Source organism: Acidovorax sp. Leaf78, from assembly GCF_001422735.1.
Taxonomy (GTDB): Bacteria; Pseudomonadota; Gammaproteobacteria; order Burkholderiales; family Burkholderiaceae_C; genus Acidovorax.
In genome coordinates this window covers 124,262-150,007 of the sequence record NZ_LMLZ01000006.1, presented here as the reverse complement: position 1 = coordinate 150,007, position 25,746 = coordinate 124,262, and the positions used below count along the sequence as shown (strand labels likewise).

The window sequence follows — 25,746 nt, the reverse complement described above, 5'->3', positions numbered from 1 at the left end:
CACCATGCCCCAGCCCACCCGACCCCGCACCGTGCTTGTGACCGGCGCCGCCAAACGCCTGGGGCGCGCCATTGCGCTGGCGCTGGCCGAGGGTGGCTGGCAGGTGGCGGTGCACTACCGCACGTCCGAGCAGGATGCTATCGAAACAGTAGCTGCTTGCGCACGCCTGGCGGGCGGTAGCACCCATTTTGATGCTGATTTCGACGACGAGGCCGCCGTGCGCGGCCTGCTGCCGCGTGTGGTGGCGCACTTTGGCAGCGTGGACGCGGTGGTCAACAGCGCCTCGCTGTTCGAGCACGACAACGCCCAGACCTTCGGCTTTGCCGCGCTGGAAAAGCACCTGCGCAGCAACACCGCCGCGCCCGTGCTGCTGGCCCAGGCGCTGCACGCGCACCTGGCCGACCGCGCCGCCGCCGGCGAGGCCGATGCCCAGGGCGCCGTGGTCAACCTGCTGGACCAGAAGCTCTGGAACCAGAACCCCGACTTCGTGAGCTACACCTTGTCCAAGGCGGCCCTGGAAGCCGCCGGCACCATGCTGGCCCTGGCCCTGGCGCCGCGCGTGCGCGTGGTGGGCGTGGCGCCGGGCCTCACGCTCACCAGCCACATGCTGGAAGAGCAAAAATTCCAGCAGCTGCACGCGCTGAGCCCGCTGGGCCGCTCATCCACGGCCGAGGACGTCGCCGCCACCGTGAAGTTTGCGCTGGAGAACCGCTCCATCACCGGCACCACGCTGCTGGTGGACGGCGGCCAGCATTTGATGAAGTTCGAGCGTGATTTTTCAATGATGTGAGCGGGCGCCGGCCCACGCAGAAAGAAGCTATCTCCCATGGACCACACCGCCGTCGGCACCCAGATCCTGACCCTGACCGGCCTGCGCTTTGACGCCAACCTGGGCATCCTCTCGCACGAGAAGACCGCCCCACAGCCCATCCAGGTCGATGCCGAGCTGAGCCTGGGCGTGCAGCCGCTCACCCCGCGCGACGACGACATCCTGCACGTGCTGGACTACCGCAAGGTGCGCCAGATCATCATCGACGAGTGTCGCGCCGAGCACGTGAACCTGCTCGAGAGCCTGATCGGCAAGCTGGCCAACCGGCTGATGCAACTGCCCGGCGTGCTGGGCGTGCGCGTGAAGATCGCCAAGCTGGAGATCTTCGACGACTGCGAAGTGGCGATCCGCATCGAGACCGGGCAGTGGTGACCGCCCCGAGCACCCGGCCGCAGTAGCCGGCACGAAGCGAAGCCGCGCGCCCCCAGAAGGAAAGGGCCGCAGTCATCGACCACGGCCCTCCAGGGGTTTGCGCTACAGCGGCTTTTGCGCCTCGGCCAGCGCGCTGCGGGCTTCGTCCAGCTTGGCCTGGCGCGCGGCGATCTTTTTGGCATCGCCCTTCTTCTGCGCATCGGCCAGGCTTTTCTCACGCTCGGCCACCTTCTTCGTGGCCTTGCGGATCTCCGCGTCGCGGTCCTTGGCCAGCCAGGCGTCGGTGCAGTGCGCCTTGTTGGACCGGCGCGCCTGCCGCAGCCCCGCGACCTCGCGGGTGCGGCCCTGCGCTGTGGCCTCGGCCAGTTGCGCTTCGATGCGCGCCTGCTTGGCGGCGCAGGCAGGCGATGCATCGGCCGCCAGCGCAGGCGCGGCATGCAGGGCCAGGAGACAGACACCCACAACAAGGTTCTTCACGGCAACGCTCCGATCGGTGGTACAGCGCTCCATCGTAGCGGCCTTGCCGGGGCCCGCGACTTCTCAATGAAGCCGGGAGCCCTTGGGCAGCCGTTTGGCCAGCCACTCGTGCACGTCGGCCCGCACGTTGCGGCCGTCCAGCAAGAACGACTCGTACCGGCTGGGCACGTACGGCAGGAACAACAGGCGCATGCCCGCCTCTTCGGGCAGGCGGGCGGCCTTGTAGCCGTTGCACGCGGCGCAGGCGGCCACCAGGTTGGTCCACGATGTGGCACCGCCGCGCGACTGCGGCACGATGTGCTCGCACTGCAGCACGTCCTCGCTGAACACACCGCCGCAGTAGGCGCAGGTGTGGCGGTCGCGGCGCAGCAGCCGGCGCTTGGTGAGGCCCGGCACCACGTCAAAGAGGTTGATCCGGGCCACACCGCGCAGCGCGATGATGGGCGCGACCTCCAGCACCGACTGCCGGCCCGTCGCCGCGTTGTGCCCGCCACGCAATGTGGCCAGGGGCGCCAGGCCCGCGTCCCACGCCACAGCGCCGCTGGCGTAGTGCACGGCGGCTTGCTCCAGCGGCATCCAGGACTGGGGCGTGCCGTGCAGGTCCAGCTGCAGCACGCGGGGCGCGGGGGTGCGGGGTTTTCGGGACGAGGGTTCGGTGGGGGTGATGGTGGTGCGGGGCATGGGGCTCTCCTTTCTGGGGATGAAGGGCGCAGCCGCCCAGCCCAGCGCACGCCCCGGTTAATACATGGTCATCGACGAATGCGACAACGAAGACAAAGCGACAAACAAAAGCACAAACAAAAGCACAAACAAAAGCGACATGGGCCGCCCACCGTCAATCGATGGGGGCCGGTGTGGATGCATGCCCAAGGCATGCAGGGACCGCGAATGCGAAAGCGGACGCTCGCAGGGGCGTGCCGCTACCACTCGCCGACCTCGCGCACGCGCTGGTCGAGGTCGAGCTGGTCAAGGCGGCGCGCTGCGGCTGCGCGGCCTGGGGCCGTGCGTTGCAAGCGCGCGCGCACGGATGCCAGACGGGCCAGCCAGCCTGCAAGGCCGACACGGCGCCGCTGGGCGCCCAAGGGGAAGGAATGCTGGATGGCCATGGGGATCTCCTGGAGGTGAATGGATGGATGAAACGCGGTAGGTGGGTTAAAAAAAGGGAAAGCGGGATGGGGTGCCACAGACAGGAGTCGAACCTGCAATCCCCGGCTGGAACAACCAGGCGCCCCATCCGACAGGGCTGCTGCGGCATGCCCGGCATGGCTTGCTCAATGCGGGCCATGCCGGGAAGAAAAGGTTGGCACGCGCGGAAGGAGTCGAACCCTCAACCGCTGGTTTTGGAGACCAGTGCTCTGCCAGTTGAGCTACACGCGCATGGAGCCTGAATGGGCGTTTCTCGCCCAATGCATATCCATTTCGGCTGTGCCTTCACGCGACCGCAGCCCGCCGGGGGCTGCGCATGCACGTCGCTGCACTGGGCGATCAACCCCAGCACATCCCGCCGGGCCGCGCATGCGGCCGGGTCCGGCGGTGTGAGCAAAGGCACACCCGAAATGGAGAAGGGGTGCAATGCGGTGAGCGCGCAAACCCTTCTGCTTTCGATGCAGGTCGGCCATCACTCCCTCGGAGCGCGGCGCCTGCGGCAAACTTTTAATGAACGGAATCCCCGGCAGGTCGATGCCTGCGGGGGCAGCGCTGGCGCTGCAAACAAAAAATAAGGGTGGAGAAAAACGACCGGCAAAAAGAAAAAGGCCCGGAACCACTTGGTTGCCGGGCCTCTTGTCGATCAAGAGATCGGGAGGGAGAACGCTCTGGGACTACTGCCCTGCGTTGCAACCTCCGCCCGGTGATGGAGCGGTATCCTCAAAACCATTGCCCAGCCACTGCTGCTGGCTGGTGCGGGAGCTGCCGTCCATGCAGCTGTCCATCTGGCTGTCCATGTGGCTATGGCCCTGCAAATACGCCGCGGCGCCTTGGTGCGAAGGCAGTCGTTTGGACATCAAGCCGATGGACGACACCTGCGCATTGAACGTCCCACGCACGGCCACGGCGCCCTGGCGGGTGCGGCGGTGGATGGCGTTGTGGCGGGCGTTCATGGCGGTCTCTCGGCGGTGGTCGGCGTGTTCGTATGGAAAGGGGACGAGGACATGGAGTCCTGATGACCGTGGACTGTAAATAGTCTTTACACTCCGGTCAACGCCCCGTACCCGCTTTTTTTGCGTCTGTTGTTTTTTCTTTGTGACCCCGCCGCCCACCACCGTGACCCGCCGCACCAATGTGCTGGCCCTGCACCGCCTTTTTCTCGAACAACAGATCGCCGCCGGCAAGCCCGCCAAGGGGCTGGACCAGGCGTTTGCCGCCTCGCTGGAGATATCGCCCAGCATGTGGAGCCAGATCAAGAGCGCCCGCCCCATCGGCGACACGCTGGCGCGGCAGATCGAGCGGCATGCGCGCGTGGACATCGGCTGGCTGGATGCCCAGCACGCCACCGAGCACCCCGACCCGGCCGAGGAACGCTTTGTGGCGCTGGCGCGCGACGCCTGGCGCAGCGCCAATGCCAAGGGCAAGCGCGAGCTGCGCCTGTGGCTGACCGCGCGTGCCAGCGCTGCTGAGCCGCAGAGCAGCAGCAGCCCCTGTGACGACAGGCGGCCCAAGGCGCGAAAATAGCCCCCTGGGCGCAGAACGCCCCCCTGGAGAGCCCGCCCTACCCCACGGCACGGCGGTTTCACCGACAATTGAGGGCTTGTTGACGCCTTTTGGCACCGCCCGTGCGCACCACCCTTGCGCCCCGCGGCACCGCTTTACCCGACCCCAGAGCCCCATCCCATGAGCGCAGTGATGAACGACACCCCCCAGGCCGGCTGGACCGCCGAGCCCCCCGAAGCGGCAGCGACGGGCGCCGATGCCCTGGCCGCAGCGGGCCCGGCGCGCCTGAAGATCGAGCGCGAGACCCACAAGCTCGAAAAGCGCCTGTGCCGCGAGGTGGGCAAGGCCATCGTCGACTTCAACATGATCGAAGAAGGCGACAAGGTCATGGTGTGCATGTCCGGCGGCAAGGACAGCTACACCCTGCTGGACATCCTGCTCAAGCTCAAGGCCCGCGCGCCCATCCATTTCGACCTGGTGGCGGTCAACCTGGACCAGAAGCAGCCCGGCTTTCCCGAGCACGTGCTGCCCGAGTACTTGAAGACCACCGGCGTGCCCTTCCACATCGAGAACGAGGACACCTACAGCATCGTCAAGAAGCTGGTGCCCGAAGGCAAGACCACCTGCAGCCTGTGCAGCCGCCTGCGCCGGGGCATCCTGTACCGCGTGGCCGACGAGCTGGGCTGCACCAAGATCGCGCTAGGCCACCACCGCGACGACATCCTGCAGACGCTGCTGCTCAACATGTTCTTCGGCGGCAAGATGAAGAGCATGCCGCCCAAACTGGTCAGCGACGACGGCAGGCACGTGGTGATCCGCCCGCTGGCCTACGTGGCCGAGAAGGACACCGCGCGCTGGTCCGCGCACCGCGACTTCCCCATCATCCCGTGCAACCTGTGCGGCAGCCAGGAGAACCTGCAGCGCAAGCAGGTGGGCGAGATGCTGCGCGAATGGGACAAGAAATTCCCCGGCCGCGTGGAGAACATGTTCAACGCGCTGCAGAACGTGGTGCCTTCGCACCTGCTCGACGGCGGTTTGTTCGACTTCAAGAACGCCCGGGCCACGGGCGTGGCCAGCGAAGACGGCGACAAGGCTTTCGACAAGGAAGAGTTCTCGGCGCCATCGCTGCCGGGCATGGGCGGCGTGCAAGTGGTAACACTGTCGTGAACCTCCGGGGCCGGGCGCACTCTCACCGGGATCCTGTTACCCCGCCCAAGGAGACTCTCACCATGATGCGCCGCTCCCTCTCCGTCGCCCTGCTGTGCGCCACAGCAGCGGCCGTCCTTGCCGGTTGCAGCACCGGCCCGCGCCTGGTCGAAGGCCAGGTGCAGAGCTTTTCGACCCTGCAGGCCATTCCCACGCCCGCCACCTACCGCATCGAGCGCCTGCCGTCGCAGCAGATGCCCTCGTTCGACCCGATCATGGCCCTGGCCGAGCAGTCGCTGGGCCGCGCCGGCCTGCGCCGCGACGACGCCGCGCCCAAGCTGCTGGCCCAGGTCGGCGTGCAGGCCGACCTGGTGCCGCGCGCGGACCCGTTCCGCCCCTATGGGCCCTACGGATACGGCCCCTCGCCCTGGGGCTGGGGCTTTGGCGGCTGGCACGGGCGGGGCGTTGGCCTGTACGGCGGCTGGGGCTTCTACGAGCCCACGCCGCTGCACCGCCGCGCCGTGAGCATCGTGCTGCGCGACGCCGCCACGCAGGCCGTGGTGTACGAGACCTCCGCCGTGCACGAGGACGTGTGGGTGAGCGACCCTGCCGTGTACGGCGTGCTGTTCGACGCCGCGCTCAGCGGCTTTCCGCAGCCGCCCCAAGGCCCGCGGCTGGTGCGCCAGTCCCTGGCGCCCATGCCCGCCGCCGTGCCCGGCACCGTGCGCTGACCGCGCCGCACCGCACGCACCGGCGCTGCCCCTTTCAACCCCACACGCCCCACACCACCGCCCGCATGCACGCCACCCGCATCGTTGCCGTCCGCCACGGAGAAACCGCCTGGAACGTGGACACCCGCATCCAGGGCCACCTGGACATCCCCCTCAACGACACCGGCCTGTGGCAGGCCGAGCAGCTGGGCCAGGCGCTGGCCGGCGAGAGCTTTGCCGCCATCTACACCAGCGACCTGCAGCGCGCCCACGCCACGGCGCAGGCGGTGCAGCGCACCACCGGCGCGCCGCTGACCACCGTGCCGGGCCTGCGCGAGCGCAGCTTCGGCCACTTCCAGGGCCGCACCTTCGCCGAGATCGAGGCCGAGCTGCCTGACGACGCGCGCCGCTGGCGCAAGCGCGACCCGCACTACACACCCGAGGGCGGCGAGTCGCTGGTGACCTTGCGCGAGCGCATCGAGCGCACGGTGATGGCGCTGGCCGCACCGCACGCGGGCGAGCAGATCCTGCTGGTGGCGCACGGCGGCGTGCTCGACGTGCTGTACCGCCTGGCCACGCGCCAGGAGACCCAGGCGCCGCGCACCTGGCAGCTGTCGAACGCCGCCATCAACCGCCTGCTGTGGACCCCGGACGGCCTCACCCTGGTGGGCTGGGCCGACACGCAACACCTGGACGACAACGCGGTGCGCGATGAAACCCATTCCTGAGGCACTGAAGGCGTCCATCGGCCAACGGGTGGACCTGATCGATACGCCCTCGCTGGTGGTCGACCTGGACGCCATGGACCGCAACATCCAGCGCATGGCCGACTTCGCGCGCAAGCACCAGGTGCGCTGGCGCCCGCACGCCAAGATGCACAAGAGCGCCGAGCTGGCCCTGCTGATGCAGCGGGCCGGCGCGCAGGGCGTGTGCGTGCAGAAGGTGGCCGAGGCCGAGGCCCTGGCCGCTGGCGGCGTGAACGACATCTACATCAGCAACCAGGTGGTGGCCATGCCCAAGCTGCAGCGCGTGGCGCGCCTGGCCGCCCTGCTGGCGGCGCGCGGCGGCCGGCTGGCGATTGCGGTGGACCACCTTGAAGGCATCGAGCGGCTGGCCGAGACCATCGCCCAGATCGGCATGCCCCTGCCGCGCGAAGGCCACTGGGCGGCCGGCGACAGCACGCTGATCGATGTGTTCGTGGAGATCGACGTGGGCCAGGGCCGCTGCGGCGTGCCGCCCGGCGAGGCCGCCGTGCCCCTGGCGCTGGCCGTGGCACGCAGCCGGGGGCTGCGCTTTGCGGGCCTGCAGGCCTACCACGGCCGTGCCCAGCACCTGCCGGGCGCCACCGACCGGCGCGAAGCCATGGCTGCCGTGGTGCGCGCCGCCAGCCACACCCGCGACCTGATCGAAGCCGCCGGCGTGCCCGTGCCGCTCATCACCGGATCGGGCACCGGCACGCTGGTGCACGAGGCGGCCAGCGGCGTGTACGGCGAGCTGCAGGCGGGCTCCTTCCTCTTCATGGACGCCGACTACGCCCGCAACGAGCGCGAGCCGGCGCAGCCCGCCTTCGAGCACGCGCTGTTCATCAAGACCCAGGTGGTGTCGGTGCGCGAGAACGTGCACGCCGTGTGCGACGCGGGCCACAAGAGCCACGCCATCGACTCCGGCCTGCCCACCGTGGCCCTGCTGCCGCCCGACCGCGGCCTGCGCTACGCCAACGGCGGCGACGAGCACGGCATCCTGCACCCCGACAGCCCCAAGTCCCGCCTGCCGGCCCTCGGCCGCATGCTGTGGCTCATTCCCGGCCACTGCGACCCCACGGTCAACCTGCACGACTTCATGATCGGCGTGCGCGGTGGCCTCGCGATGGGCGTGGTGGAGCGGATCATCCGGGTAGATGCCAGGGGCGCGCTGACCTGATCGGGGCAAGAATCGGCGAACTCTTTGTCTCGCCGCCATGAGCCCCAGCCAGATCATCGTCCTTGCCACCCCTGTCTTCTTCGTCCTGATCGCCATCGAGCTGGCCGTCGGCTACAAGCGCCAGCGCAACACCTACCGCCTGGCCGACGCGGTCAGCAGCATCAGCCTGGGCATGCTGAGCCAGACGAGCGCGGTGTTCACGCGGCTGCTGCGCATCGGCATCTACACCGCGTTGTTCGAGCACGTGGCCCTGTGGCGCAGCGATGCGTTCTGGACCAGCCTGCCGGGCTGGCTGCTGGCGCTGGTGTTCTACGATTTTTGCTACTACTGGCTGCACCGCATGGGGCACGAGTCGGCGGTGCTGTGGGCGGCGCATGCGGTGCACCACCAGAGCCAGGACTACAACCTGTCCACCGCGCTGCGCCAGACCAGCTCGGGCGCGCTGCTGGGCTGGGTGTTCTATGTGCCCATGGCGCTGGCGGGCGTGCCGCCGCTGGTGTTTGCGGTGGTGGCCCTGGTCGATCTGCTCTACCAGTTCTGGGTGCACACCGAGCAGGTGGGCAAGCTCGGTTGGTTCGACCGCTGGTTCTGCAGCCCCAGCAACCACCGCGCGCACCACGCCGTGAACGACGCCTACCTGGACAAGAACTACGGCGGCATCCTTATCGTGTGGGACCGGATGTTCGGCACCTTCAAGGAAGAAGACGACCAGGACCGCTGCGTGTACGGCACGCGCGGCCTGCTCAACAGTTGGGACCCGCTGTGGGCCAACGCCCAGGTGTACGCGGGCCTGGCGCACGACAGCTGGCATGCGCGCAGCTGGGCCGACAAGCTTCGGGTGTGGATCAAGCCCCCGGGCTGGCGGCCGGCCGATCTGGCGGCGCGCTTTCCCAAGCCCGCGTTCAGCATGGCGCAGATGACTCCGTATCACCCGCCGATGTCGCGCGCGGTGCAGTGGTTTGCGCTGGTGCAGTTCACGCTGATGCTCGCGGGCGTGGCGGCCTTTTTGTGGCGGGCCGACAGCGCGCCCCTGGCCGAGAACGCGGTCTGGTTTGCCACGCTGCTGGTGGCGCAGTGGGCGCTGGGCGCGGTGATGCAGGGGCGCATCGGCATGCTGATGGCGCTGGTGCTGCAAAGCGGCGCGCTGGCCACGGCCACCAGTGCGCTGGGGTTCGTGCAGTGGCACTGGGTGTTCAAGCCGCTCACCATGGCGATTGCTATTCTTTTGGTAGCTGCTAGCTCTTATCAGTTGCGCGGCATGGTCCGATTTGACTCCAAAACCTGGGTGCTGCTGGGCGCCGCGCTGGTGGGGTCGCTGGCGGGGGATGTGTTTTTGATGGTCGAGGGCTTCTTCATCCCGGGGCTGGTGAGTTTCTTGATCGCCCACCTGTTCTATGTGGCACTGTTCAAGACCGGCCAGCGGTGGTTTCCACACCGCGGAGCGCTGGCGGCCACGTTGGGTGTGGGCGTAGCGATGTACGCCTTCTTGTGGACGGGCGGCCTGCCGGCCGCGCTGCGGGGGCCGGTGGCAGCGTACGTACTGGTGATCGCGCTGATGGCCGCGCAGGCCATCGGGCGGGCCAGCGTGCTGCGCGACAGGGCGGCGGTGCTGGTGGCGGTGGGTGCGGCGTTCTTCATGCTCAGCGACTCGCTGCTGGCCACGCACCGCTTCGTGTCGCCCCTGCCGTGGTCGCAGGTGTGGGTGCTGGGCACCTACTACGCGGCGCAGGCGTGCATCGTGGCGGGGGTGCTGAAGGCGGCAACGGCGCCTGATGGCCTGCCGGTCGCTGCGCCTGTTGCTGCCGTGGCTAATGTGACCACGTGCGGGCCAGCGCTGCGGACGGAACATACACCGCACCCGCAATGAACAGCACGCCCGCCAGGGTGAAAAATCCCCCGCTGAGCAGCCACAGTAGCGTGTCGGCGTTGTACCAGCCGGGCCGCGCCTTCAGCAGGGCGACCATGAGTGGTTCCTGCACCGCGATCAAGCCCCGCCCTGCGGTGTAGTGGTACAGGGCGCCGCCCAGCGCCCAGAACCCGGTCAGCACCAGCGCCGCGCCATAAAACGCGTACCCGGTGCGCCATCGCTTGGTGGCACCGGCCGTGCACCACACGCCCAGGCAACCGGCCAACACGGCACCGGCCAACGACAAGACTTGAAAACGGTCGCTGGCCACCGGCAGCACCCAGTGCCAGGCCCAGGGCAAGGGCGTGAGCAGCCATTCCGATTGCGGGCCCAGCCCCGGCCAGCGCTGCGGGGGCAGGTCCATGGAGAAGCGCGGTCGGTCCACCATGGACAACACGAATGTCACGGGTATCAGCACGGCGAACAGGATGTAAGCGCTGCCTCGCCACGTCAGCAGGCGGCTCGACCATCCCCCAGCCGCACTGCCCGGCCTGCGGCTGTCGACGACGTGCGATGCCAGGCCGACCGCCAGCGCAGCCTCGGCGATCGCGCCGCACACCGCCACGCGGCCGCGCAGATCGGCAAAACCTTCCAGCACGAAGACCGAGAGCTGGCCGTAGACGAGCGCGCCCAGCGCGTGCAGGGCCAAGGTGCCCGCCAGCAAGGCCCACATGCAGGACCTCAAAAAGCGTTGCTCGGGAACGATGTCCGCCCCGCTGGCACTGACCCAGCCCCGCGCGGCGCGCGCCCGGGCTTCGGCCCGAAGCTGGCGGCGGCGGTCATTCTTTTTGTCTGGCTTGCGCGGTGGTGCCATGGCTCTGTGGTGCGGCCTGGACGGCTGCGGCAAGGATGGGCGAAAGCGAGAGGGTGAGCGAGGGAGACGGGGGACGGAGGACAACAACCGGAGCCGCTCAGGCGCCGAACAGCCCGGGCGCCCCCGCGCTGGGCGGCGCCACGCCCAGGTGCCGAAACGCTGCCAGCGTGGCGATGCGCCCGCGCGGCGTGCGCTGCAAGAAGCCCTGCTGGATGAGGTAGGGCTCGATCACGTCCTCGATGGTGCCGGCCTCTTCGCCGATGCTGGCGGCGATGTTGTCCAGCCCCACGGGGCCACCGTCGAAGCGGTGGATCACGGCCTCGAGCAGCTTGCGGTCCATCACGTCGAAGCCCTGCGGGTCCACGTCGAGCATGGCCAGCGCGCGGTCGGCGATCTCCTTGGTGATGCGGCCGTCGCCCTTGACCTCGGCGTAGTCGCGCACGCGGCGCAGCAGCCGGTTGGCGATGCGCGGCGTGCCGCGCGAGCGGCGGGCGATCTCGAAACCCCCGTCTTCGTCCATGGGCGCGCCCAGCAGCCCGGCGCTGCGCTTGACGATGCGCGCCAGCTCTTCGGACGTGTAGAACTCCAGCCGCGCCACGATGCCGAAGCGGTCGCGCAGCGGGTTGGTCAGCATGCCCGCGCGCGTGGTGGCGCCCACCAGGGTGAAGGGCTGCAGGTCGAGCTTGATGCTGCGCGCCGCCGGCCCTTCGCCGATCATGATGTCGATCTGGTAGTCCTCGAGCGCGGGGTAGAGGATTTCCTCGACCACGGGCGACAGGCGGTGGATCTCGTCGATGAAGAGAACGTCGTTCTTCTCGAGGTTGGTGAGCAGCGCGGCCAGGTCCTTGGGCTTTTCCAGCACGGGCCCGCTGGTCTGGCGCAGGTTCACGCCCAGCTCGGCCGCGATGATGTGGCTCAGCGTGGTCTTGCCCAGCCCCGGGGGGCCGAACAGCAGCACGTGGTCCAGCGCCTCGCCGCGCTTCTTGGCCGCGCCGATGAAGATCTCCAGCTGCTCACGCGCCTTGGCCTGGCCCACGTACTCCTGCAGGAGCTTGGGGCGCAGAGCGCGTTCGATGGCTTCTTCCTGCGGGGAGGCAGGGGCTGCGGAGACGACGCGTTTGGCGGGAGCGGGGGCGAAGTCGTCGGTCTGGATGGTCATGCGGGCTCAATGTCGTGGAAAGATGCGAGCAAACCCTGTGCACGGCAAAACACTGCACCGTGCTTTTTGCGCCCCCTGCAAGACGCAAGATCACAGCGCGTACGGCCAATGACTTGGCCGCACCCGCCGGGCGTCGCGTGCATAGACTAGGGTAACACCGGGTGCGCTCGCCTTTCTCAGGGGTTCAACCACTGTTTGATGGCGTTGCGGTAGGCGACATCCAAGCGGCCGTAGTGGTCCAGCCCCGCAGGTGCCTGGCAGCTGGAGGCCCCACCGTACAGCTGTCCGACCACGTAGCGCTTGTCGCCCAGCGTGTGGAACAACGCAGAGCCGCTGCTTCCGCCTTCGGTCACGCCTTGCTGCCACCCCACGGTCATGAAAGATCCGCCAGCGGCGTTGCTTGAGAAGCACAGCTCATCCGTGCAGTTGCTGTAGCGCAGAAGGATGCCCGAACTGAATTTCTGCAGGTCTCCCTTGGGATGGTGGACGCCAGCCAGGGTATGGCCTGTGTCCAGCGTACCGAAGTAAGAGCCGGCATAGACGACCCCTGCCGGCGGCGCGTCGTTCAGGCGCAGGAATGCCGTATCGGTGGTCGCCGCCGAGTGCAGCAGGGTGGCGCCACCCGCACGGCGCTGGGTGCTGGGGCCGACGCTCCCCGAATTGCACGCCGATGACCGGTAGAACCAGTCCGTCATCAAGGACGAGGCCTCCGCCTGGCTGGAGATGCAATGGTTGGCACTGAGCAAGTACGGTGTGCGGCTCGAGCGCGCATCGTTGAGCAGGGTGCCGGTGCACAGGTACGTCTTCGCGTCGCGCACGAACAGCATGCGCACGACCGAACGGCTCTGGCTTGCGAACTCAGGTTTGCACATCACATCCACTTCGCAAGTGCCGGATTCGCCTACCTTGGCGAGGCCCAGGGACTGCGCCTCGTCGGGCGACACCACGTAGTGCGACAGGCGAGGGATGGCCAGCTTGACGCTGGCGGTGGCAGCCGCGGCCGGGATCTCGATTTCGACGGTGGTTTCCGCGCCGCCGAAGTCCGGGCTCCAGTACGTGTGAGCGGCCTCGTCGGGGGTGCCTGCCTGCAGGTTGCGTTCGATGCTGGCCATGATCTGCTCGCCGGTGGCCTGCATGGCAGCAGCACCACCTGCCTGCGCGTAAAAGCGCAGCACGGCACCTTCGGGCAAGCCCCGGACGAGCAGGCCCAGCCGAACGCCCTTGGCGCCTTCCGATGTGACACTGAACGCCGCTGCGCGCGTCCCGCGTGCCGTGTCCGTCCAGCGCAGCTTCGCCGACAGGTCGGAAGCCTTCGCCAGGGCAAGCACATCGCGCGCAACGCCGATTTGCGGCTCGGACGCGCCCAGTGCTGCCGATGCCTTTGGCAACGCGCCACTGGCTATCGGCCCCAGGACCACAGTGGCAACGTCTCGTCCCGCAGGCACGGCGCGTGTCACAACAGCCGCAGCGCTTTTGGTCGCAATCTCTCCCGTATCGAAGGGCTCGACCCGGTCAGTGACCGGCGTCGTGGGCGCTGGCGCCGGAGTGGGCGCTGGCGTGGGCGCCGGGGTAGGAGCAGGCGAAGGCGAGGGTGTAGGCGCTGGCGCAGGTGTCGGTGTCGGTTCCGGCGCAGGTACCGGTGCCGGCGTCGGGGTGGCCGCAGCGTCGCCGCCGCCCCCTCCTCCGCAACCCGCCATCACCACCGCGGCAGCAGTTGCCGCCAGCAATTTCGCCAAACGCGCGCTCTTGTTCGTATCCATCGACATACCTCGCCCTTGAAAAATGTTTTGTGGTTATTTCGCCAGCGCCTTCAACGCCAGCTTGATCCCGTCGCTCACGCCCACGTCCGCAGGCAGCGCCCTGAGCGCCGCCGCAGCTTCCTTGTCGTTATAGCCCAAGGCCAGCAAGGCCTGAAGGATATCTGTCTGCGCGTCGCTGGTCGCCCCGCCCGGTGTTGCGCCGATGTCAGCGCCCAGCTTGCCCTTGAGCTCCAGCAGCAGGCGCTCCGCCGTCTTCTTGCCGATGCCCGGCACCTTGACCAGCCGCCCGGCCTCCTGCAGTGAGATGGCCTGGGCCAGATCCGACACACCCATGCCCGACAGGATAGACAGCGCCGTGCGCGGCCCCACGCCCGATATCTTGATGAGCTCGCGAAAAGCCTGGCGCTCGGGCGCGGTGGCAAAGCCGTACAGCAGCTGCGCATCCTCGCGCACGATGAACTGCGTGAGCAGGCTCACGCGCTCGCCCACGGCGGGCAGGTTGTAGAAGGTGCTCATGGGCACATTCACTTCGTAGCCGACGCCGTGGCAGTCCAGCAGCACTTCCGGGGGGTTCTTCTCCAGCAGGGTGCCGGTCAATTTGCCTATCATTGGTGTCCTTTGATGCCGCTGGCCACACAGCCAGCGCCGTCGTTCTTGCCGCTTTTCCGTTGTTTGACTGGAATTATCCGCGTGATCCTGCGACACACATTCACTCCCCACAACAACATGCGGCTCACGCACTTGTGTGGTCCGGCCGACGCCCATCTGCGCACCATCGAGGAAGCCCTCGGGGTGAGCATTGCGCACCGCCACGAGCAGTTCAAGGTCGACGGTCCCAAAGCCAAGGCGACGCAGGCCATGGAGCTGCTGCAGGCGCTGTACGAGATGGCCGACCGGCCCGTCACCGAGGATTACCTGCAGCTGATGCTCGCGGGCGACACCGCCCTGGTGGAGGCGCCCGAGGGCGCCATCGTGCTCAACACCCGCCGCGCCGACCTGCGCGGCCGCACGCCCACGCAGAGCCTGTACCTGGAGAACATCGCCAGCCACGACATCACCTTCGGCATCGGCCCGGCCGGCACGGGCAAGACGTACCTCGCAGTGGCAAGCGCCGTGGATGCCCTGGAGCGCAGCGCGGTGCAGCGCATCGTGCTGACCCGCCCCGCGGTGGAGGCCGGCGAGCGCCTGGGTTTTCTGCCCGGCGACCTGGCGCAGAAGGTGGACCCGTACCTGCGCCCCCTGTACGACGCGCTGTACGAGCTGATGGGCTATGACAAGGTGATGAAGGCGTTCGAGCGCAATGCGCTGGAGATCGCGCCCCTCGCTTTCATGCGCGGGCGCACGCTGAACAATGCCTTCGTGATCCTGGACGAGGCGCAGAACACCACGCCCGAGCAGATGAAAATGTTCCTCACCCGCATCGGCTTCGGCGCCAAGGCCGTGGTCACCGGCGACGTGAGCCAGATCGACCTGCCCAAGGGATCGATGAGCGGCCTGATCGACGCCGAGCGCGTGCTCAAGCGCGTCAAGGGCATCTCGGTCACGCGCTTCACCACCGCCGACGTGGTGCGCCACCCGCTGGTCGCGCGCATCGTCGACGCGTACGACGCCCCACGGCGGGCGCCCGCGGCCCGCGCCCGGGACTGATGCTCACTTTTTTATAGCTGCCAGCGCTTTCCGATCAAGCGGTAGCGGCCAAAAATAACAATAAAACATGCCCCTGAACCAACTGTCCCTGTCGCTCCAGTTCGGCCGCTTCGACGAACTGGCCGCCCACCGCGCGGTGCTGCCGCGCCACAAGGTCGCGCGCTGGATCCGCCACGCCCTGGCCACCGATGCCGAGATCACGGTGCGCATCGTGGGCAGCGAAGAAGGCCAGCAGCTCAACCGCGAGTACCGCAAGAAGGACTACGCCACCAACGTGCTCACCTTCGACTACACCCAGGAGCCGGTCGTGACCGCCGACCTGGTCCTGTGCGCCCCCGTGATCGAGCGCGAGGCGAAGGAGCAGAACAAGACCCTGGAAGAGCACTACGCCCACATGCTGGTGCACGGCACGCTGCACGCCCAGGGCTGGGACCACGAAACCAGCGAGGCCGACGCCGACGAGATGGAGTCGTACGAGACGGACATCCTCGCCGAACTGGGGTTCGAAGACCCGTACGCCAAGTAGCCTGGGACTTCGGGCCCTCCAGCGCCACCAGCGCTCCCGCAGCCACGGCACGGCCTGCGCACCGGCTGCGTTCAACAGGGTCCTTCAGTTGGGCTGCGGGGCGGCTGGGCAGCGCCTGCAAATCTCTCCAACCTTTTTCCCACCCAATCCGCGCGGGTGGCGGGTGTTTTCGCACCTAAGATCGACTCAATCATCCAATGACAACACCCAGGGCCCGGCAACGCGCCCCATGGGGGAGACATGCTCGAGACCGCCCTGCTGCTCACCGCCGCGTTCATCGCCGGCGCCCTCAATGCCGTTGCCGGAGGCGGCAGCTTTCTGACCCTGCCTGCGCTGGTGTTCACTGGCGTACCGCCCGTGGTGGCCAATGCCACGGGCACGGTGGCGCTGCTGCCGGGGTACATCGCGGGTGCCTGGGGCTTTCGCGAAGACACCGCCCCGCCGCCGGGGCTGTCGATGCGGCTGCTGGTGGCGCTGGCGCTCATCGGCGGCGCGGCCGGGGCGGCGCTGCTGCTGGTCACGCCCGATGCAACCTTCAGGCGCGTGGTGCCCTGGCTGCTGCTGGCCGCCACCGCGCTCTTCGCGTTCGGGCCGTGGCTGCGCAGGCGGCTCGCGGGCGGCCACCCGTCCACGGCCAAGGCCACGTTGGGCGTGCTGGCGGTGGCCGCCTACGGTGGGTACTTCAATGGCGGGCTGGGCATCTTGCTGCTGGCGCTGTTCGGCCTCTTGGGGCAAACGCACCTGAACGCCATGAACGGGCTCAAGAACTGGGTCTCGGCCCTGCTCACCGCCATTGCCGTGGCGATCTACGCCGCGGGCGGGGTGGTGCAGTGGCCCCAGGCGCTGATGATGATGGTGGCGGCCACGGCGGGCGGCTACGGCGGCGCGCGGGTGGCGCGGCGCCTGCCCGCGCCCGTGCTGCGCTGGGGCATCGTGGCCACGGGGCTGGTGATGGCGGGGCTGTTCTTCTGGCGGCAACCGTGAGCCGCGATGCATCGCGATCACCGCGGCCACCCCTGGGGTGCCCGCACAGCGATGCGGCCTAGGGCGGCGGCGGTGGCGGGGCCGGCTGACTACTTCGCGCGGCCCTGGGGTGGCTTCTTGCGCGTGCTGCCAGTCGCAGCGGCGGCCGAGGGCGCAGCGGGCCCGGCAGGCCCGGCAGGGGCAACGCGCGCCACGCGAACCACGGGTGCCACAGGTACCGGCGGCACCACCGGCGGCGCCGGGTACACCTTGGCAAAGGTCAGGATGATTTCGCGCACCAGCTTGCGCTGGGGTGCAGGCAGCTGAAAGAAGGCGTCGAAGGTCTCGCGCTCCAGATAGCCCACGCCGACCTGCCAGCGGTTGCGGTGCTCCTGCACCGCGTGCCGCACGCTGGAGCCGAACCGCAGCACTTCCGGCTCGATCTTGAGCAACTCCGCCAGTACCACCAGCTTGTCCTGCGCCGGGATCGCCTCGCCCTTGAGCCAGCGCGACACCGCCTGGAAGGTCACGGAGCGCCCCCAGTACTTGCCATTGAACAGGCTCAGCAACACCCCTGGCCGCGGCTCCAGGCCCGCAGCCACCATGGCGTCACGCAATCGTTCGGCGAACTCCAACTTGTTGTCCATCCTCCAACCGTAAAGCGGCGGTTGAATTGGCCATCAACTTCTTGTTGCACAATGGATTCAATCATTTGTTGATTGAATCACCCAACAGGCTTGCAGGCATCTGCGGCCGCGTACGCCGTATGCCCAAATCGCTGCTTGAACAACTCCCCGAGATCGTGGCCCAGGGCCGCAAGGAAGCCGAAAGAATTCTGGAGGGCCTGGAAGGCCGCTACCGCGTGAGCCTCCAGACCCGCGAAGTGGTGCTGCCCGCCCGGGCCAGCGCCACCACCGACTGGGTTCAACACCAGGCCCGCCAGGAGCAGCGGGACGGCAGCGACGGCGCGTGGGCCAACCGGTTGGTCTATGGCGACAACCTGTTGGCCATGGCCGCGCTGCTGGCGGGCGATGCCCATACGCCCAGCTTGCGCGGCAAGGTGGACCTGATCTATATCGATCCACCGTTTGACAGCAAGGCCGACTACCGCACCAAGGTGACGCTGCCGGGCCTGGAGCTGGAACAGCGCCCGACTGTCATCGAGCAGTTCGCATATTCCGACACCTGGAGCGATGGTACGGCCTCCTACCTGGCCATGATCACCCCGCGCCTCATCCTGATGCGGGAGTTACTGGCGGACACAGGCTCCATCTACGTGCACCTGGACTGGCATGTGGGCCACTACGTCAAGCTGGTGATGGACGAGGTCTTCGGCAAGCAGCACTTCGTCAACGAGATCTGCTGGTGGTACAAGCGCTGGTCGGCCGCGGCCAGCACGTTCCAGCGGATGCACGACACGATCTACTTCTACCGCAAGTCCGAGAACTACAGGTTCAACCAGCTGTTCCAGCCCCTGGCCGCGTCCACCGCCGCCATCCACGGCAACACCCGGCGTGTGAATGTGCCGGACGACAGCGGCAAGCTCGTCACCGTGCGCACCGAAGAGCCCAGCCGGGGCGTGCAGATGCACGACGTGTGGGAGGTGCCCTTCGTCGTGGCGCACTCGCAGGAGCAGGTGGGCTACGCCACGCAAAAACCCATCGAGCTGGTGGCGCGCATCCTCGAAGCCTCGTCCAACCCCGGCGACCTGGTGGCCGACTTCTTTGGCGGCAGCGGCAGCTTTGCGGCCGCCGCCGAGGGGCGGCGCGTGGCCAAGGACGGCAACAAGAGCGTCTACTCCAACGCCGCAGCGCGCCGCTGGATCACCACGGACCTGGGCAAGCCCGCGTGCATGATCATGCGCAAGCGCCTGATCGACCTGGAGGCGCGGCCGTTTCTCTACCAGGCCATCGGCGACTACCAGGTCGAAGCCGCCAAGGCCACGCTGGGCCGCGACTTCCGCATGGGCGACCTGTCGCACATCGTGCTGTCGCTGTACGGCGCCCTGCCCCTGCCGGCCGATGTGAACCCGCAGCGCAACCTGGGGCAGATCGCGGGCTTCGACTTCGGCGGCAAGCGCGGCAGCAAGACGCTGGTGCTGGCCGATTCGCCCAACAAGCTCACCGGCATGGCCACGCTCAAGAAGGCGGTGGCCCAGCGCGACAACCTGCTGGGCGGCTGGGACCGCGTGGTGGTGCTGGGCTGGAATTTCGAGCCCAGCATCGGCGAGACCATCACCGCGCTCAACGACCCGCGCCTGGAGGTGCTGGTGATCCCGCCTGACCTGATGGACCGGCTCAAGAAAAAGGGCGGCATCGACAAGCTGCGCGGGCAGGTGCGCTTCTCCAGCCTGCAGTACCTCACCATCCACCCGGTGCACCGGCAGGCGTCGGCAGGCACGGCGCACCCGGGCGGGGTGGCCGAGGAAACGCTGACCGTGCGGCTCAAGAATTACGTGCTGCTCTCGCCAGAGGCCATCAACCTCGATGACGACAACCGCACCAAGCTGCAACAGGTCGCCAATGCCGAGCCCCTGGCCCTGATCGAGTACTGGGCGGTGGACCCGGACTACGACGGCAAGGTGTTCCGCTCGGTGTGGCAGGACTACCGGGGCAACACCGCGAGCGACGCCGATGCGCTGCGCGTGGTCAGCACCGCCGTCGTGTCCACCCCCGCCAGGCCCGGCCCGCGCAAGGTGTGTGTGCGGGTGGTGGATGTCTTCGGCTTCGAGGCCGAGGTGGTGGCCACGGTGGAGGCCGCATGAGCGCCCACGCCAACGTCCCGCACACCACCGACCCGCTCGCCCTGGCCGCCGGCCTGACCGCCAAGACCCAGCAACTGTGCCAGGGGCTCGAATCCGGCACGGCGGACATCCTGGACCTGGTCACCCCCACCACGGCCGAGCTGCTGCACTGGTGGTTTGGCGACGACATGCTGCTGGCACGGGGCGCGACGGCCGCGGGCGGCGGCGGGCTCAACTTTCATGCGGGGCAAAAGCAGGCCATCCTGAACGCCATCGTCGCGCACGAAGTGCTGGGGAATCACCGCGACCACGGGCCGCTGCTGCAGCTGTACGAGGCCTGCGCGCCCGCGGCGCTGCAGGGCGGCACGCTCCGGGGCGAGCTGGCGCGCCCGCGCCACGCCCACCCCAAGTACTGCTTCAAGATGGCCACCGGCACCGGCAAGACCTGGGTGATGCAGGCGCTGATGGTGTGGCAGCTGCTGAACAAGACCGCGGCGCTGGCCAGCGGCGCGGACGATGCGCGTTTCACCCGCCAGTTCATGGTGGTGGCGCCCGGACTCATCGTCTACGAGCGGCTGCTGGACGCGTTCTGCGGCAAACCAGTGGAGGGCAGCGCGGCGCGGGACTTCAGCCGGTCCGACATCGCGCTGTACGCCGACCTCTTCGTGCCCGAGGCACACCGCGACGCCGTGCTGGCCTTCGTGCGCGGCAATGTGTGCACCAAGGCAGAGATCGGCCTCAAGACCACCGGCAACGGCCTGATCGCCATCACCAACTGGCACCTGCTGGCCGAAGGAGAAGCGCCGCAAGACATCATGGACGAGCCAACCGCCGCCGCTACCGCAACACCGCTGCCCGCCCATGAAGTGGTGGCTGCGGTGCTGCCGCTCACCCCCGGCCGCGCCACCGGCAACAGCCTGGACGTGCTGGACCGCCGCTACGCCCGCCGCAACGTGCTCGAATTCCTGGCGGGCCTGCCGGAGCTGATGGTCTTCAACGACGAAGCGCACCACATCCACGAGCTGCAGCGCGAGGGCGAGACCACCGAGGTCGAATGGCAAAAAAGCCTGACCCGCATCGCTGCCAGCAAGGGGCGGCGCTTCGTGCAGGTGGACTTCTCGGCCACGCCGTACAACGACGTGGGCAGCGGCAGAACCCGACGCAAGCTGTACTTCCCGCACATCGTGGTGGACTTCGACCTGCACAGCGCCATGCGCGCCGGCCTGGTGAAGTCGCTGGTGCTCGACCGCCGCAAGGAGATAGGCGCGCTGCCGCTGGAGTTCAAGGCCGAGCGCGACGAGACCGGCCGCCCGACCCTGAGCGAGGGCCAGCGGGTGATGCTGCGGGCGGGCCTGCACAAGCTGCGCAAGCTCGAAGCCGACTTTACCCGCATCGACCCGCACCGCCACCCCAAGATGCTGGTGGTGTGCGAAGACACCGGCGTGTCGCCCCTGGTGGCGGACTTTTTGCGCCAGCACGAGGGCCTCGCCGACGAGGATGTGATGACCATCGACTCCGGCAGAAAGGCCGAGCTGGGCGAGAAGGACTGGGCGCCCGTGCGCGAGCGCCTGTTCAGTGTGGACAGCCACGCCACGCCGCGCGTCATCGTCAGCGTGCTGATGCTGCGCGAGGGGTTTGATGTGAACAACATCTGCGTCATCGTGCCGCTGCGCTCCAGCCAGGCGCAGATCCTGCTCGAGCAGACCATTGGCCGAGGCCTGCGGCTGATGTGGCGGGACGCCGAATACACCGACCTCAAGCGCGAGAACCGCGAGCGCATCAACGCAGGCCAGGAGCCCGGCAGCCTGATCGACGTGCTCTCCATCGTGGAGCACCCGGCCTTCCAGTCGTTCTACGACGACTTGCTGCACGAAGGCCTGGCCGGCACCACCGGCGACGGCACCGATGAGATCTCCAGCACCGGCGACGTGGTGGCGGCAGAACTGCGGGACGGCTTCGAAGCGTTCGACTTCGGCATCCCCTTCATCCTGCAGGAGGCCGACGAGGTGCGCGAGCACCGCAGCCCCGACCTGGCCACGCTGCTGGCCTTCACTGCCATGACGGCCGATCAGCTGACCGCCCTGCTGGGCCGGGGCGACACCTTCATCTCGCAAGACCTGCAAAGCGCCACCCTGTTCGGCGACTACCGCGTGGACGGCGCGGTGATGAACGTGGGCGGCTACAACGAGTACCTGTCGCGCCTGACCCGGCGCATCAGCCAGGCGCTGAGCGAACCCCTGCCCAGGGGCCAGAAGATTGCCACGCACCTGGCCAAGCCGTATTGGCAGGTGCACACGGCCGAACTGACCGGCTGGCTGGACGACTACATCTGGACCACCTTGTTCGGCGGCGCCTTCAACCCGCTGGCGGGCGAAAACTGGCGCGTGCTGCTGCTGCAGCCGGTGGTGGACCACATCACCAAGGTGTTTGCCGTGGCCTTGCTGGAGTCCGAGCAGCGGCACGCCGCGGGCCACACCGAGGTGCATCTACGCAGGCTGAGCGAAGCGCCGCGCCTGATGGTGCGCGAGAGCCAGTCCGTGGCCGTGAGCAAGTGCATCTACACCCGGCTGGGCTGGCCCGCCAGGAACGGCGGGCTGGAGCGCACGTTCATCCACTGGGCCCAGGCGGATTCGCAGGTGCTGGCGTTTTGCCGCATCAGCGAAAACCGGCACCCCTTTGCCCGGCTGCGCTATGTGAAGGACGACGGCTTGCCCGCCTTCTACTCGCCCGACTTTCTGGTGCGCACCGCGGACGCGGTGTACCTGGCCGAGACCAAGGCGCAGCAGCAAACCACCCACCCCAACGTGCTGCGCAAACGCACGGCGGCGCTGGCCTGGTGCGAGCGCATCAACGCGCTGACGCCCGCGCAGCGCGGCAGCCCGCCCTGGCACTACGTGCTGCTGGCAGAAGACGCCATGGCCGAGTGGCAGGCCAAGGGCGCGCGCCTGGTGGACCTGCTGGACTTTGCGCGCCTGCGCCCGCAGGCCCACGCCGCACTGCAAGCCAGCCTGCTGTGAAGGCCAAGGCCTGCGGCCCGCCTGCCACGGCGGTGGCAGCGCCAAGCACTACAGGGCGCTGCGCTGCAGCAAGGGCGAGCGCGGCAAGAACCGGAATGCGGTCGACGCCGCCGCCAGCATGCACGCAATGCAGATCATCACCGCCTGGTAGGGCTCGTGCCCCTGGCGCTGCGCCCAGGCGGCCAGCAGGCCGGTCAGCCACTGCATGAGCGCAATGCCCATGAACATCGACATCGTGTACAGCGACAGCGCGCGCCCTGTCATCTCGGCGGGGTAGGACGAGCGCACGTCCGCGTACTGCAGCACGCCGTAGCCCGACAGCAGCCCCATCAGAAAGATCAGCACCACATTGGCCACGGCATGGTGCAAAAAGGCCATGCCCAGGAACAGCGCCGCCATCAGCAGCGAGAAATTGGTGATCCAGCGCCGCCGCCGCGCAGGCCCCGGGTCCACGCGGCCGAACAGGGCGGGCATGAACAGCGAGATCACCGACAGCACCAAGGCCACATTGCCGCTGTCCACCAGCGAAAACCCATACCGCCCCATCAGCAGCGGCCCCAGCCACAGGCCGCGCAGCGTCAAAAAGGCTGCATAGCAGCACATGCCCAGGACCAGAATGCCCCAGGTGTGCGGCACCCTGAACAGCGCCCCGAACCGCCGCGCCGCCTGCGCCCACGACTCGCGCGGCTGCTCTGCCGCCCGGGGCAACGCCGGCTCGCGCACCCGCAGAAAAATCAACAGCCACGCCAGCAGCGACAGCACCGACAGCACCGCAAAGCCGGTGCGCCAACCCCAGGTCTGCACCATGAACGCCAGCGGCGTGCCGGTGAAGATGAGCCCCAGCCCGCCCACCCCCATGCCCAGGCCCGAGAAAAACGCAAACCGCTGCGCCGGAAAGTGGCGCGCAATGAACACCGTGCTGGCCAGAAAGGCCGGCGAACAGCCCACCCCGATGAGCAACTGCCCCAGCATCAGCCAGCCGTAGCTCGGCGCAGCAGCCGACACGGCGGCACCGACTGCGGCCAGCGGAAATGCCGTGAGCACCGTGCGGCGCAGGCCGTACAGGTCCATGCCGATGCCCATGAGCAACTGCGCCACGCCGAACGACAGTCCGAAGAGCCCCGCAAACGCGCCCAGCGAATCCGGCGAGATGCCGAAGTCGGCCTGCAGGCCGGTGGCGATGATGCTGGTCACCGTGCGGTAGGCCTGGCTCAGCGCAAAGGCCGACAGCAGGCACAGGTACATGGCCCACAGGGCGCGGGGCGGCGATGGCAGCGGGGCAGACGATGCTGGGGTGGGGGGTGGGATGGCGGCTTCAGTCACGGAGAGGGACAGACAAGGGTGCAGGCAAGGGCACAGTCAAAGGTGCAACGCAATGGAAAGGCACCCGCCCGAGCCTACAGACTTTGCAACCCGCACGCCGTCGCAGTGCGGACACGCCCCTGCAGCGCGGATGGCACTGGCACTGGCACTGGCACTGACACTAGTGATAGGGATAGTGCGACGGCCAGCGCGCGGGCGAGTCACGTCAGGCAACTGCAGCGCCCGCAGGCGCGATCCGCAGCGGTATCGTCACCGGCCCGTCGTTGACCAAATGCACCTGCATGTCCGCAGCGAACTGGCCCGTGGCCACCTGCGGATGCACGGCCTGGGCGCGGGCCACCAGGTAGTCGTACAGGCGCCGCCCCTCGTCGGGTGCAGCGGCCTGGGTGAAGCTGGGCCGGTTGCCGCCGGTGGTGTCGGCCGCCAGCGTGAACTGGCTGACCAGCAGCAGGCCACCCGCAATGTCCTGCACGCTCCGGTTCATCTTGCCCGCATCGTCAGAAAAGATGCGCAGCTTCAAGATCTTGGCGAGCAGCTTGTCGGCCTCCGCCTCGGTGTCGCCGCGCTCGGCGCACACCAGCACCAGCAGGCCCGCGCCGATGGCCCCCACGGTGCGGCCCTCCACATCCACACGCGCTTCGCGCACACGCTGCAAGACACTGATCATGACTTCTTCGACTCTTCTTTCTGGGGTGGGTGGAAAGGCCCGTGGGCGCAGTCGGACCCGGTGCCATGCCCGGCGGCCTCCACGTCGGCAGGCAACAGCTCGATGGTGGCGCGCAGCCCCGGCACCGCTGCCATCAGCGCGTGCTCGGCCTGGGCGCGCTGCTCGGCCGCCTGGCGCAGTGTCCAGTCGGCGGGCATGTGCAGGTGCAGGCTCACGAACTGACGCTGGCCCGCGCGGCGGGTGGCCACGTGGTCAAAACGCAGCGTGCCCGGCGGCTGGGCCTGCGCCAGCGCGTGCAGCGTGGCGTCAATAGTGGCCTGCACCGCAGGGTCGGCGGCCTCGTCCATCAGGCCCTGCGACGAGCGCCACACCAGCGCGACGCCTTCTTTGAGGATATTGAGCGCCACCAGAATGGCGGCCGCGGCGTCGAGCCACACCCAGCCCGTGAGCACAGCGCCCGCCAGCCCGACGAGCACGCCCGCAGAGGTCCACACATCGGTCAGCAAATGGCGCGCATCGGCCTCCAGCGCGATGGAGCGGTGCACGCGCGCCGAGCGCAGCATGAGCCAGGCCAGGCAGCCGTTGAGCACCGAGCTGGCGACCGACAGCCCCAGGCCCCAGCCGATCTGCTCCAGCGGCTGCGGCGTCAGCAGCCGGTGCACGGCGGCCCACACGATGCCGATCGACACCCCCACGATGAGGATGCCCTCGAAGCCCGATGAAAAATACTCGGCCTTGTGGTGGCCATACGGGTGGTCATCGTCCGCAGGCCGCTGCGCGATGGTGACCATGGCCAGCGCGAACACGGCGGTGGCCAGGTTCACGAACGACTCCATCGCATCCGACAGCAAGCCCACCGACCCGGTGATGTACCAGGCCAGCGTCTTGAGAACGATGGTCACCACGGCCACGGCCACCGAGGCCCACAGCAGGTGCCGGGGCGTGAGGCGTTGGGAAAGTGGTGGGGCGCTGGCAGACATGGGCGGGATGGTGGTGCGGCGGCAGGTCACCGCGCCGCTCGTCCCATTACACCAGAGCCCGGCCGGCGCGGAGGGCGCCGCCAGCGAGCCTGGCGGGTTGCAGCGCTGCCCGCCGCCGCGCGCCCCGCACCCCATGCC

Annotated in this window: 25 protein-coding genes and 2 tRNA genes; 13 read left to right on the top strand and 14 right to left on the bottom strand. The window is 68.4% G+C overall.

Translation table 11 applies throughout. The features are described from left to right. Positions 1-4: 4 nt before the first annotated feature. Complete coding sequence (locus ASF16_RS06420; RefSeq protein WP_056164465.1) at positions 5-790, top strand: SDR family oxidoreductase; 786 nt, start codon at positions 5-7, stop codon at positions 788-790. Positions 791-826: 36 nt separating this feature from the next. Beyond that, complete coding sequence (locus tag ASF16_RS06415) at positions 827-1,201, top strand: dihydroneopterin aldolase (RefSeq protein ID WP_056164462.1); 375 nt, start codon at positions 827-829, stop codon at positions 1,199-1,201. A gap of 102 nt (positions 1,202-1,303) precedes the next feature. Here ASF16_RS06415 and ASF16_RS06410 read toward each other — a convergent pair whose 3' ends face one another. From ASF16_RS06410 to ASF16_RS06385, 6 genes are all read right to left on the bottom strand, one after another. After that, the gene (locus ASF16_RS06410) at positions 1,304-1,678 is read right to left on the bottom strand and encodes a DUF1090 domain-containing protein (protein ID WP_162241057.1); all 375 of its coding nucleotides are present in this window, start codon (positions 1,676-1,678) and stop codon (positions 1,304-1,306) included. A 63-nt stretch (positions 1,679-1,741) separates the two neighbouring features. Beyond that, a complete protein-coding gene (locus ASF16_RS06405) occupies positions 1,742-2,359 on the bottom strand; it encodes an HNH endonuclease (protein ID WP_235503963.1) in 618 nt (205 codons plus the stop codon). Positions 2,360-2,598: 239 nt separating this feature from the next. Beyond that, the gene (locus tag ASF16_RS06400; protein WP_056164457.1) at positions 2,599-2,784 is read right to left on the bottom strand and encodes a hypothetical protein; all 186 of its coding nucleotides are present in this window, start codon (positions 2,782-2,784) and stop codon (positions 2,599-2,601) included. Positions 2,785-2,856: 72 nt separating this feature from the next. Beyond that, a tRNA-Asn gene (locus ASF16_RS06395) sits at positions 2,857-2,931 on the bottom strand. Between the two features lie 48 nt (positions 2,932-2,979). Beyond that, positions 2,980-3,055: transfer RNA gene (locus tag ASF16_RS06390), tRNA-Trp, on the bottom strand. A 443-nt stretch (positions 3,056-3,498) separates the two neighbouring features. Then, positions 3,499-3,777 (bottom strand): hypothetical protein, encoded by a 279-nt coding sequence (locus tag ASF16_RS06385; protein WP_056164454.1) that lies wholly within the window; start codon positions 3,775-3,777, stop codon positions 3,499-3,501. A gap of 163 nt (positions 3,778-3,940) precedes the next feature. Between ASF16_RS06385 and ASF16_RS06380 the strand changes: the two genes are divergently transcribed. From ASF16_RS06380 to ASF16_RS06355, 6 genes are all read left to right on the top strand, one after another. After that, entirely contained in the window at positions 3,941-4,348 is a 408-nt protein-coding gene (locus ASF16_RS06380; protein WP_235507280.1) for a hypothetical protein, read from the top strand. A 159-nt stretch (positions 4,349-4,507) separates the two neighbouring features. Continuing rightward, positions 4,508-5,494, top strand: coding sequence for a tRNA 2-thiocytidine(32) synthetase TtcA (gene ttcA / locus ASF16_RS06375; RefSeq protein ID WP_056164448.1), 987 nt, complete (start codon positions 4,508-4,510; stop codon positions 5,492-5,494). Positions 5,495-5,556: 62 nt separating this feature from the next. Next, positions 5,557-6,204 carry a DUF4136 domain-containing protein gene (locus tag ASF16_RS06370; RefSeq protein WP_056164445.1) on the top strand — a complete coding sequence of 216 codons (648 nt, stop codon included), beginning with the start codon at positions 5,557-5,559 and terminating at the stop codon, positions 6,202-6,204. A gap of 65 nt (positions 6,205-6,269) precedes the next feature. After that, entirely contained in the window at positions 6,270-6,911 is a 642-nt protein-coding gene (locus ASF16_RS06365) for a histidine phosphatase family protein (RefSeq protein ID WP_056164442.1), read from the top strand. Beyond that, positions 6,895-8,103, top strand: a complete 1,209-nt coding sequence (locus tag ASF16_RS06360) for a DSD1 family PLP-dependent enzyme (RefSeq protein ID WP_056164439.1) — start codon at positions 6,895-6,897, stop codon at positions 8,101-8,103. Before ASF16_RS06365 ends, ASF16_RS06360 begins: the two co-directional genes overlap by 17 nt. A 37-nt stretch (positions 8,104-8,140) precedes the next feature. Next, positions 8,141-9,970, top strand: a complete 1,830-nt coding sequence (locus ASF16_RS06355) for a lysoplasmalogenase family protein (protein ID WP_056164436.1) — start codon at positions 8,141-8,143, stop codon at positions 9,968-9,970. Here ASF16_RS06355 and ASF16_RS06350 read toward each other — a convergent pair. The 4 genes from ASF16_RS06350 to ruvA all read right to left on the bottom strand — a co-directional run bounded on the left by ASF16_RS06350 (position 9,912) and on the right by ruvA (position 14,351). Then, positions 9,912-10,682: a hypothetical protein gene (locus tag ASF16_RS06350; protein WP_056164432.1), complete on the bottom strand. Its 771-nt coding sequence runs from the start codon at positions 10,680-10,682 to the stop codon at positions 9,912-9,914. The genes ASF16_RS06355 and ASF16_RS06350 overlap by 59 nt on opposite strands. Positions 10,683-10,920: 238 nt before the next feature. Next, the gene (gene ruvB, locus ASF16_RS06345) at positions 10,921-11,982 is read right to left on the bottom strand and encodes a Holliday junction branch migration DNA helicase RuvB (protein WP_056164429.1); all 1,062 of its coding nucleotides are present in this window, start codon (positions 11,980-11,982) and stop codon (positions 10,921-10,923) included. 176 nt (positions 11,983-12,158) lie between these two features. Beyond that, positions 12,159-13,370, bottom strand: a complete 1,212-nt coding sequence (locus ASF16_RS06340) for a serine protease (RefSeq protein WP_235507279.1) — start codon at positions 13,368-13,370, stop codon at positions 12,159-12,161. 405 nt (positions 13,371-13,775) lie between these two features. Continuing rightward, positions 13,776-14,351 (bottom strand): Holliday junction branch migration protein RuvA, encoded by a 576-nt coding sequence (gene ruvA, locus ASF16_RS06335; RefSeq protein WP_056164426.1) that lies wholly within the window; start codon positions 14,349-14,351, stop codon positions 13,776-13,778. Between the two features lie 81 nt (positions 14,352-14,432). Here ruvA and ASF16_RS06330 point away from each other — a divergent pair, with 81 nt between their 5' ends. From ASF16_RS06330 to ASF16_RS06320, 3 genes are all read left to right on the top strand, one after another. Continuing rightward, entirely contained in the window at positions 14,433-15,389 is a 957-nt protein-coding gene (locus ASF16_RS06330) for a PhoH family protein (RefSeq protein WP_056164425.1), read from the top strand. 67 nt (positions 15,390-15,456) lie between these two features. After that, positions 15,457-15,915, top strand: a complete 459-nt coding sequence (ybeY, locus tag ASF16_RS06325; protein WP_056164422.1) for an rRNA maturation RNase YbeY — start codon at positions 15,457-15,459, stop codon at positions 15,913-15,915. A 240-nt stretch (positions 15,916-16,155) separates the two neighbouring features. Beyond that, positions 16,156-16,899, top strand: a complete 744-nt coding sequence (locus tag ASF16_RS06320; protein WP_056164419.1) for a sulfite exporter TauE/SafE family protein — start codon at positions 16,156-16,158, stop codon at positions 16,897-16,899. Between the two features lie 89 nt (positions 16,900-16,988). Here ASF16_RS06320 and ASF16_RS06315 read toward each other — a convergent pair whose 3' ends face one another. Then, positions 16,989-17,525 (bottom strand): transcriptional regulator, encoded by a 537-nt coding sequence (locus ASF16_RS06315; RefSeq protein WP_235507278.1) that lies wholly within the window; start codon positions 17,523-17,525, stop codon positions 16,989-16,991. Between the two features lie 119 nt (positions 17,526-17,644). On the opposite strand from ASF16_RS06315, the gene ASF16_RS06310 reads away from it, so the two are divergent. Then, positions 17,645-19,642 (top strand): DNA methyltransferase, encoded by a 1,998-nt coding sequence (locus tag ASF16_RS06310; RefSeq protein WP_056164418.1) that lies wholly within the window; start codon positions 17,645-17,647, stop codon positions 19,640-19,642. Beyond that, entirely contained in the window at positions 19,639-22,638 is a 3,000-nt protein-coding gene (locus ASF16_RS06305; RefSeq protein ID WP_056164414.1) for a DEAD/DEAH box helicase family protein, read from the top strand. Before ASF16_RS06310 ends, ASF16_RS06305 begins: the two co-directional genes overlap by 4 nt. A gap of 48 nt (positions 22,639-22,686) precedes the next feature. Here ASF16_RS06305 and ASF16_RS06300 read toward each other — a convergent pair whose 3' ends face one another. The 3 genes from ASF16_RS06300 to ASF16_RS06290 form a co-directional block, all read right to left on the bottom strand. Further along, positions 22,687-23,961: an MFS transporter gene (locus tag ASF16_RS06300; protein WP_369817116.1), complete on the bottom strand. Its 1,275-nt coding sequence runs from the start codon at positions 23,959-23,961 to the stop codon at positions 22,687-22,689. Between the two features lie 205 nt (positions 23,962-24,166). Further along, positions 24,167-24,628 (bottom strand): D-aminoacyl-tRNA deacylase, encoded by a 462-nt coding sequence (gene dtd / locus ASF16_RS06295; protein ID WP_056164412.1) that lies wholly within the window; start codon positions 24,626-24,628, stop codon positions 24,167-24,169. Continuing rightward, positions 24,625-25,608 carry a cation diffusion facilitator family transporter gene (locus tag ASF16_RS06290; protein ID WP_056164409.1) on the bottom strand — a complete coding sequence of 328 codons (984 nt, stop codon included), beginning with the start codon at positions 25,606-25,608 and terminating at the stop codon, positions 24,625-24,627. Before ASF16_RS06290 ends, dtd begins: the two co-directional genes overlap by 4 nt. Positions 25,609-25,746: the final 138 nt, after the last annotated feature.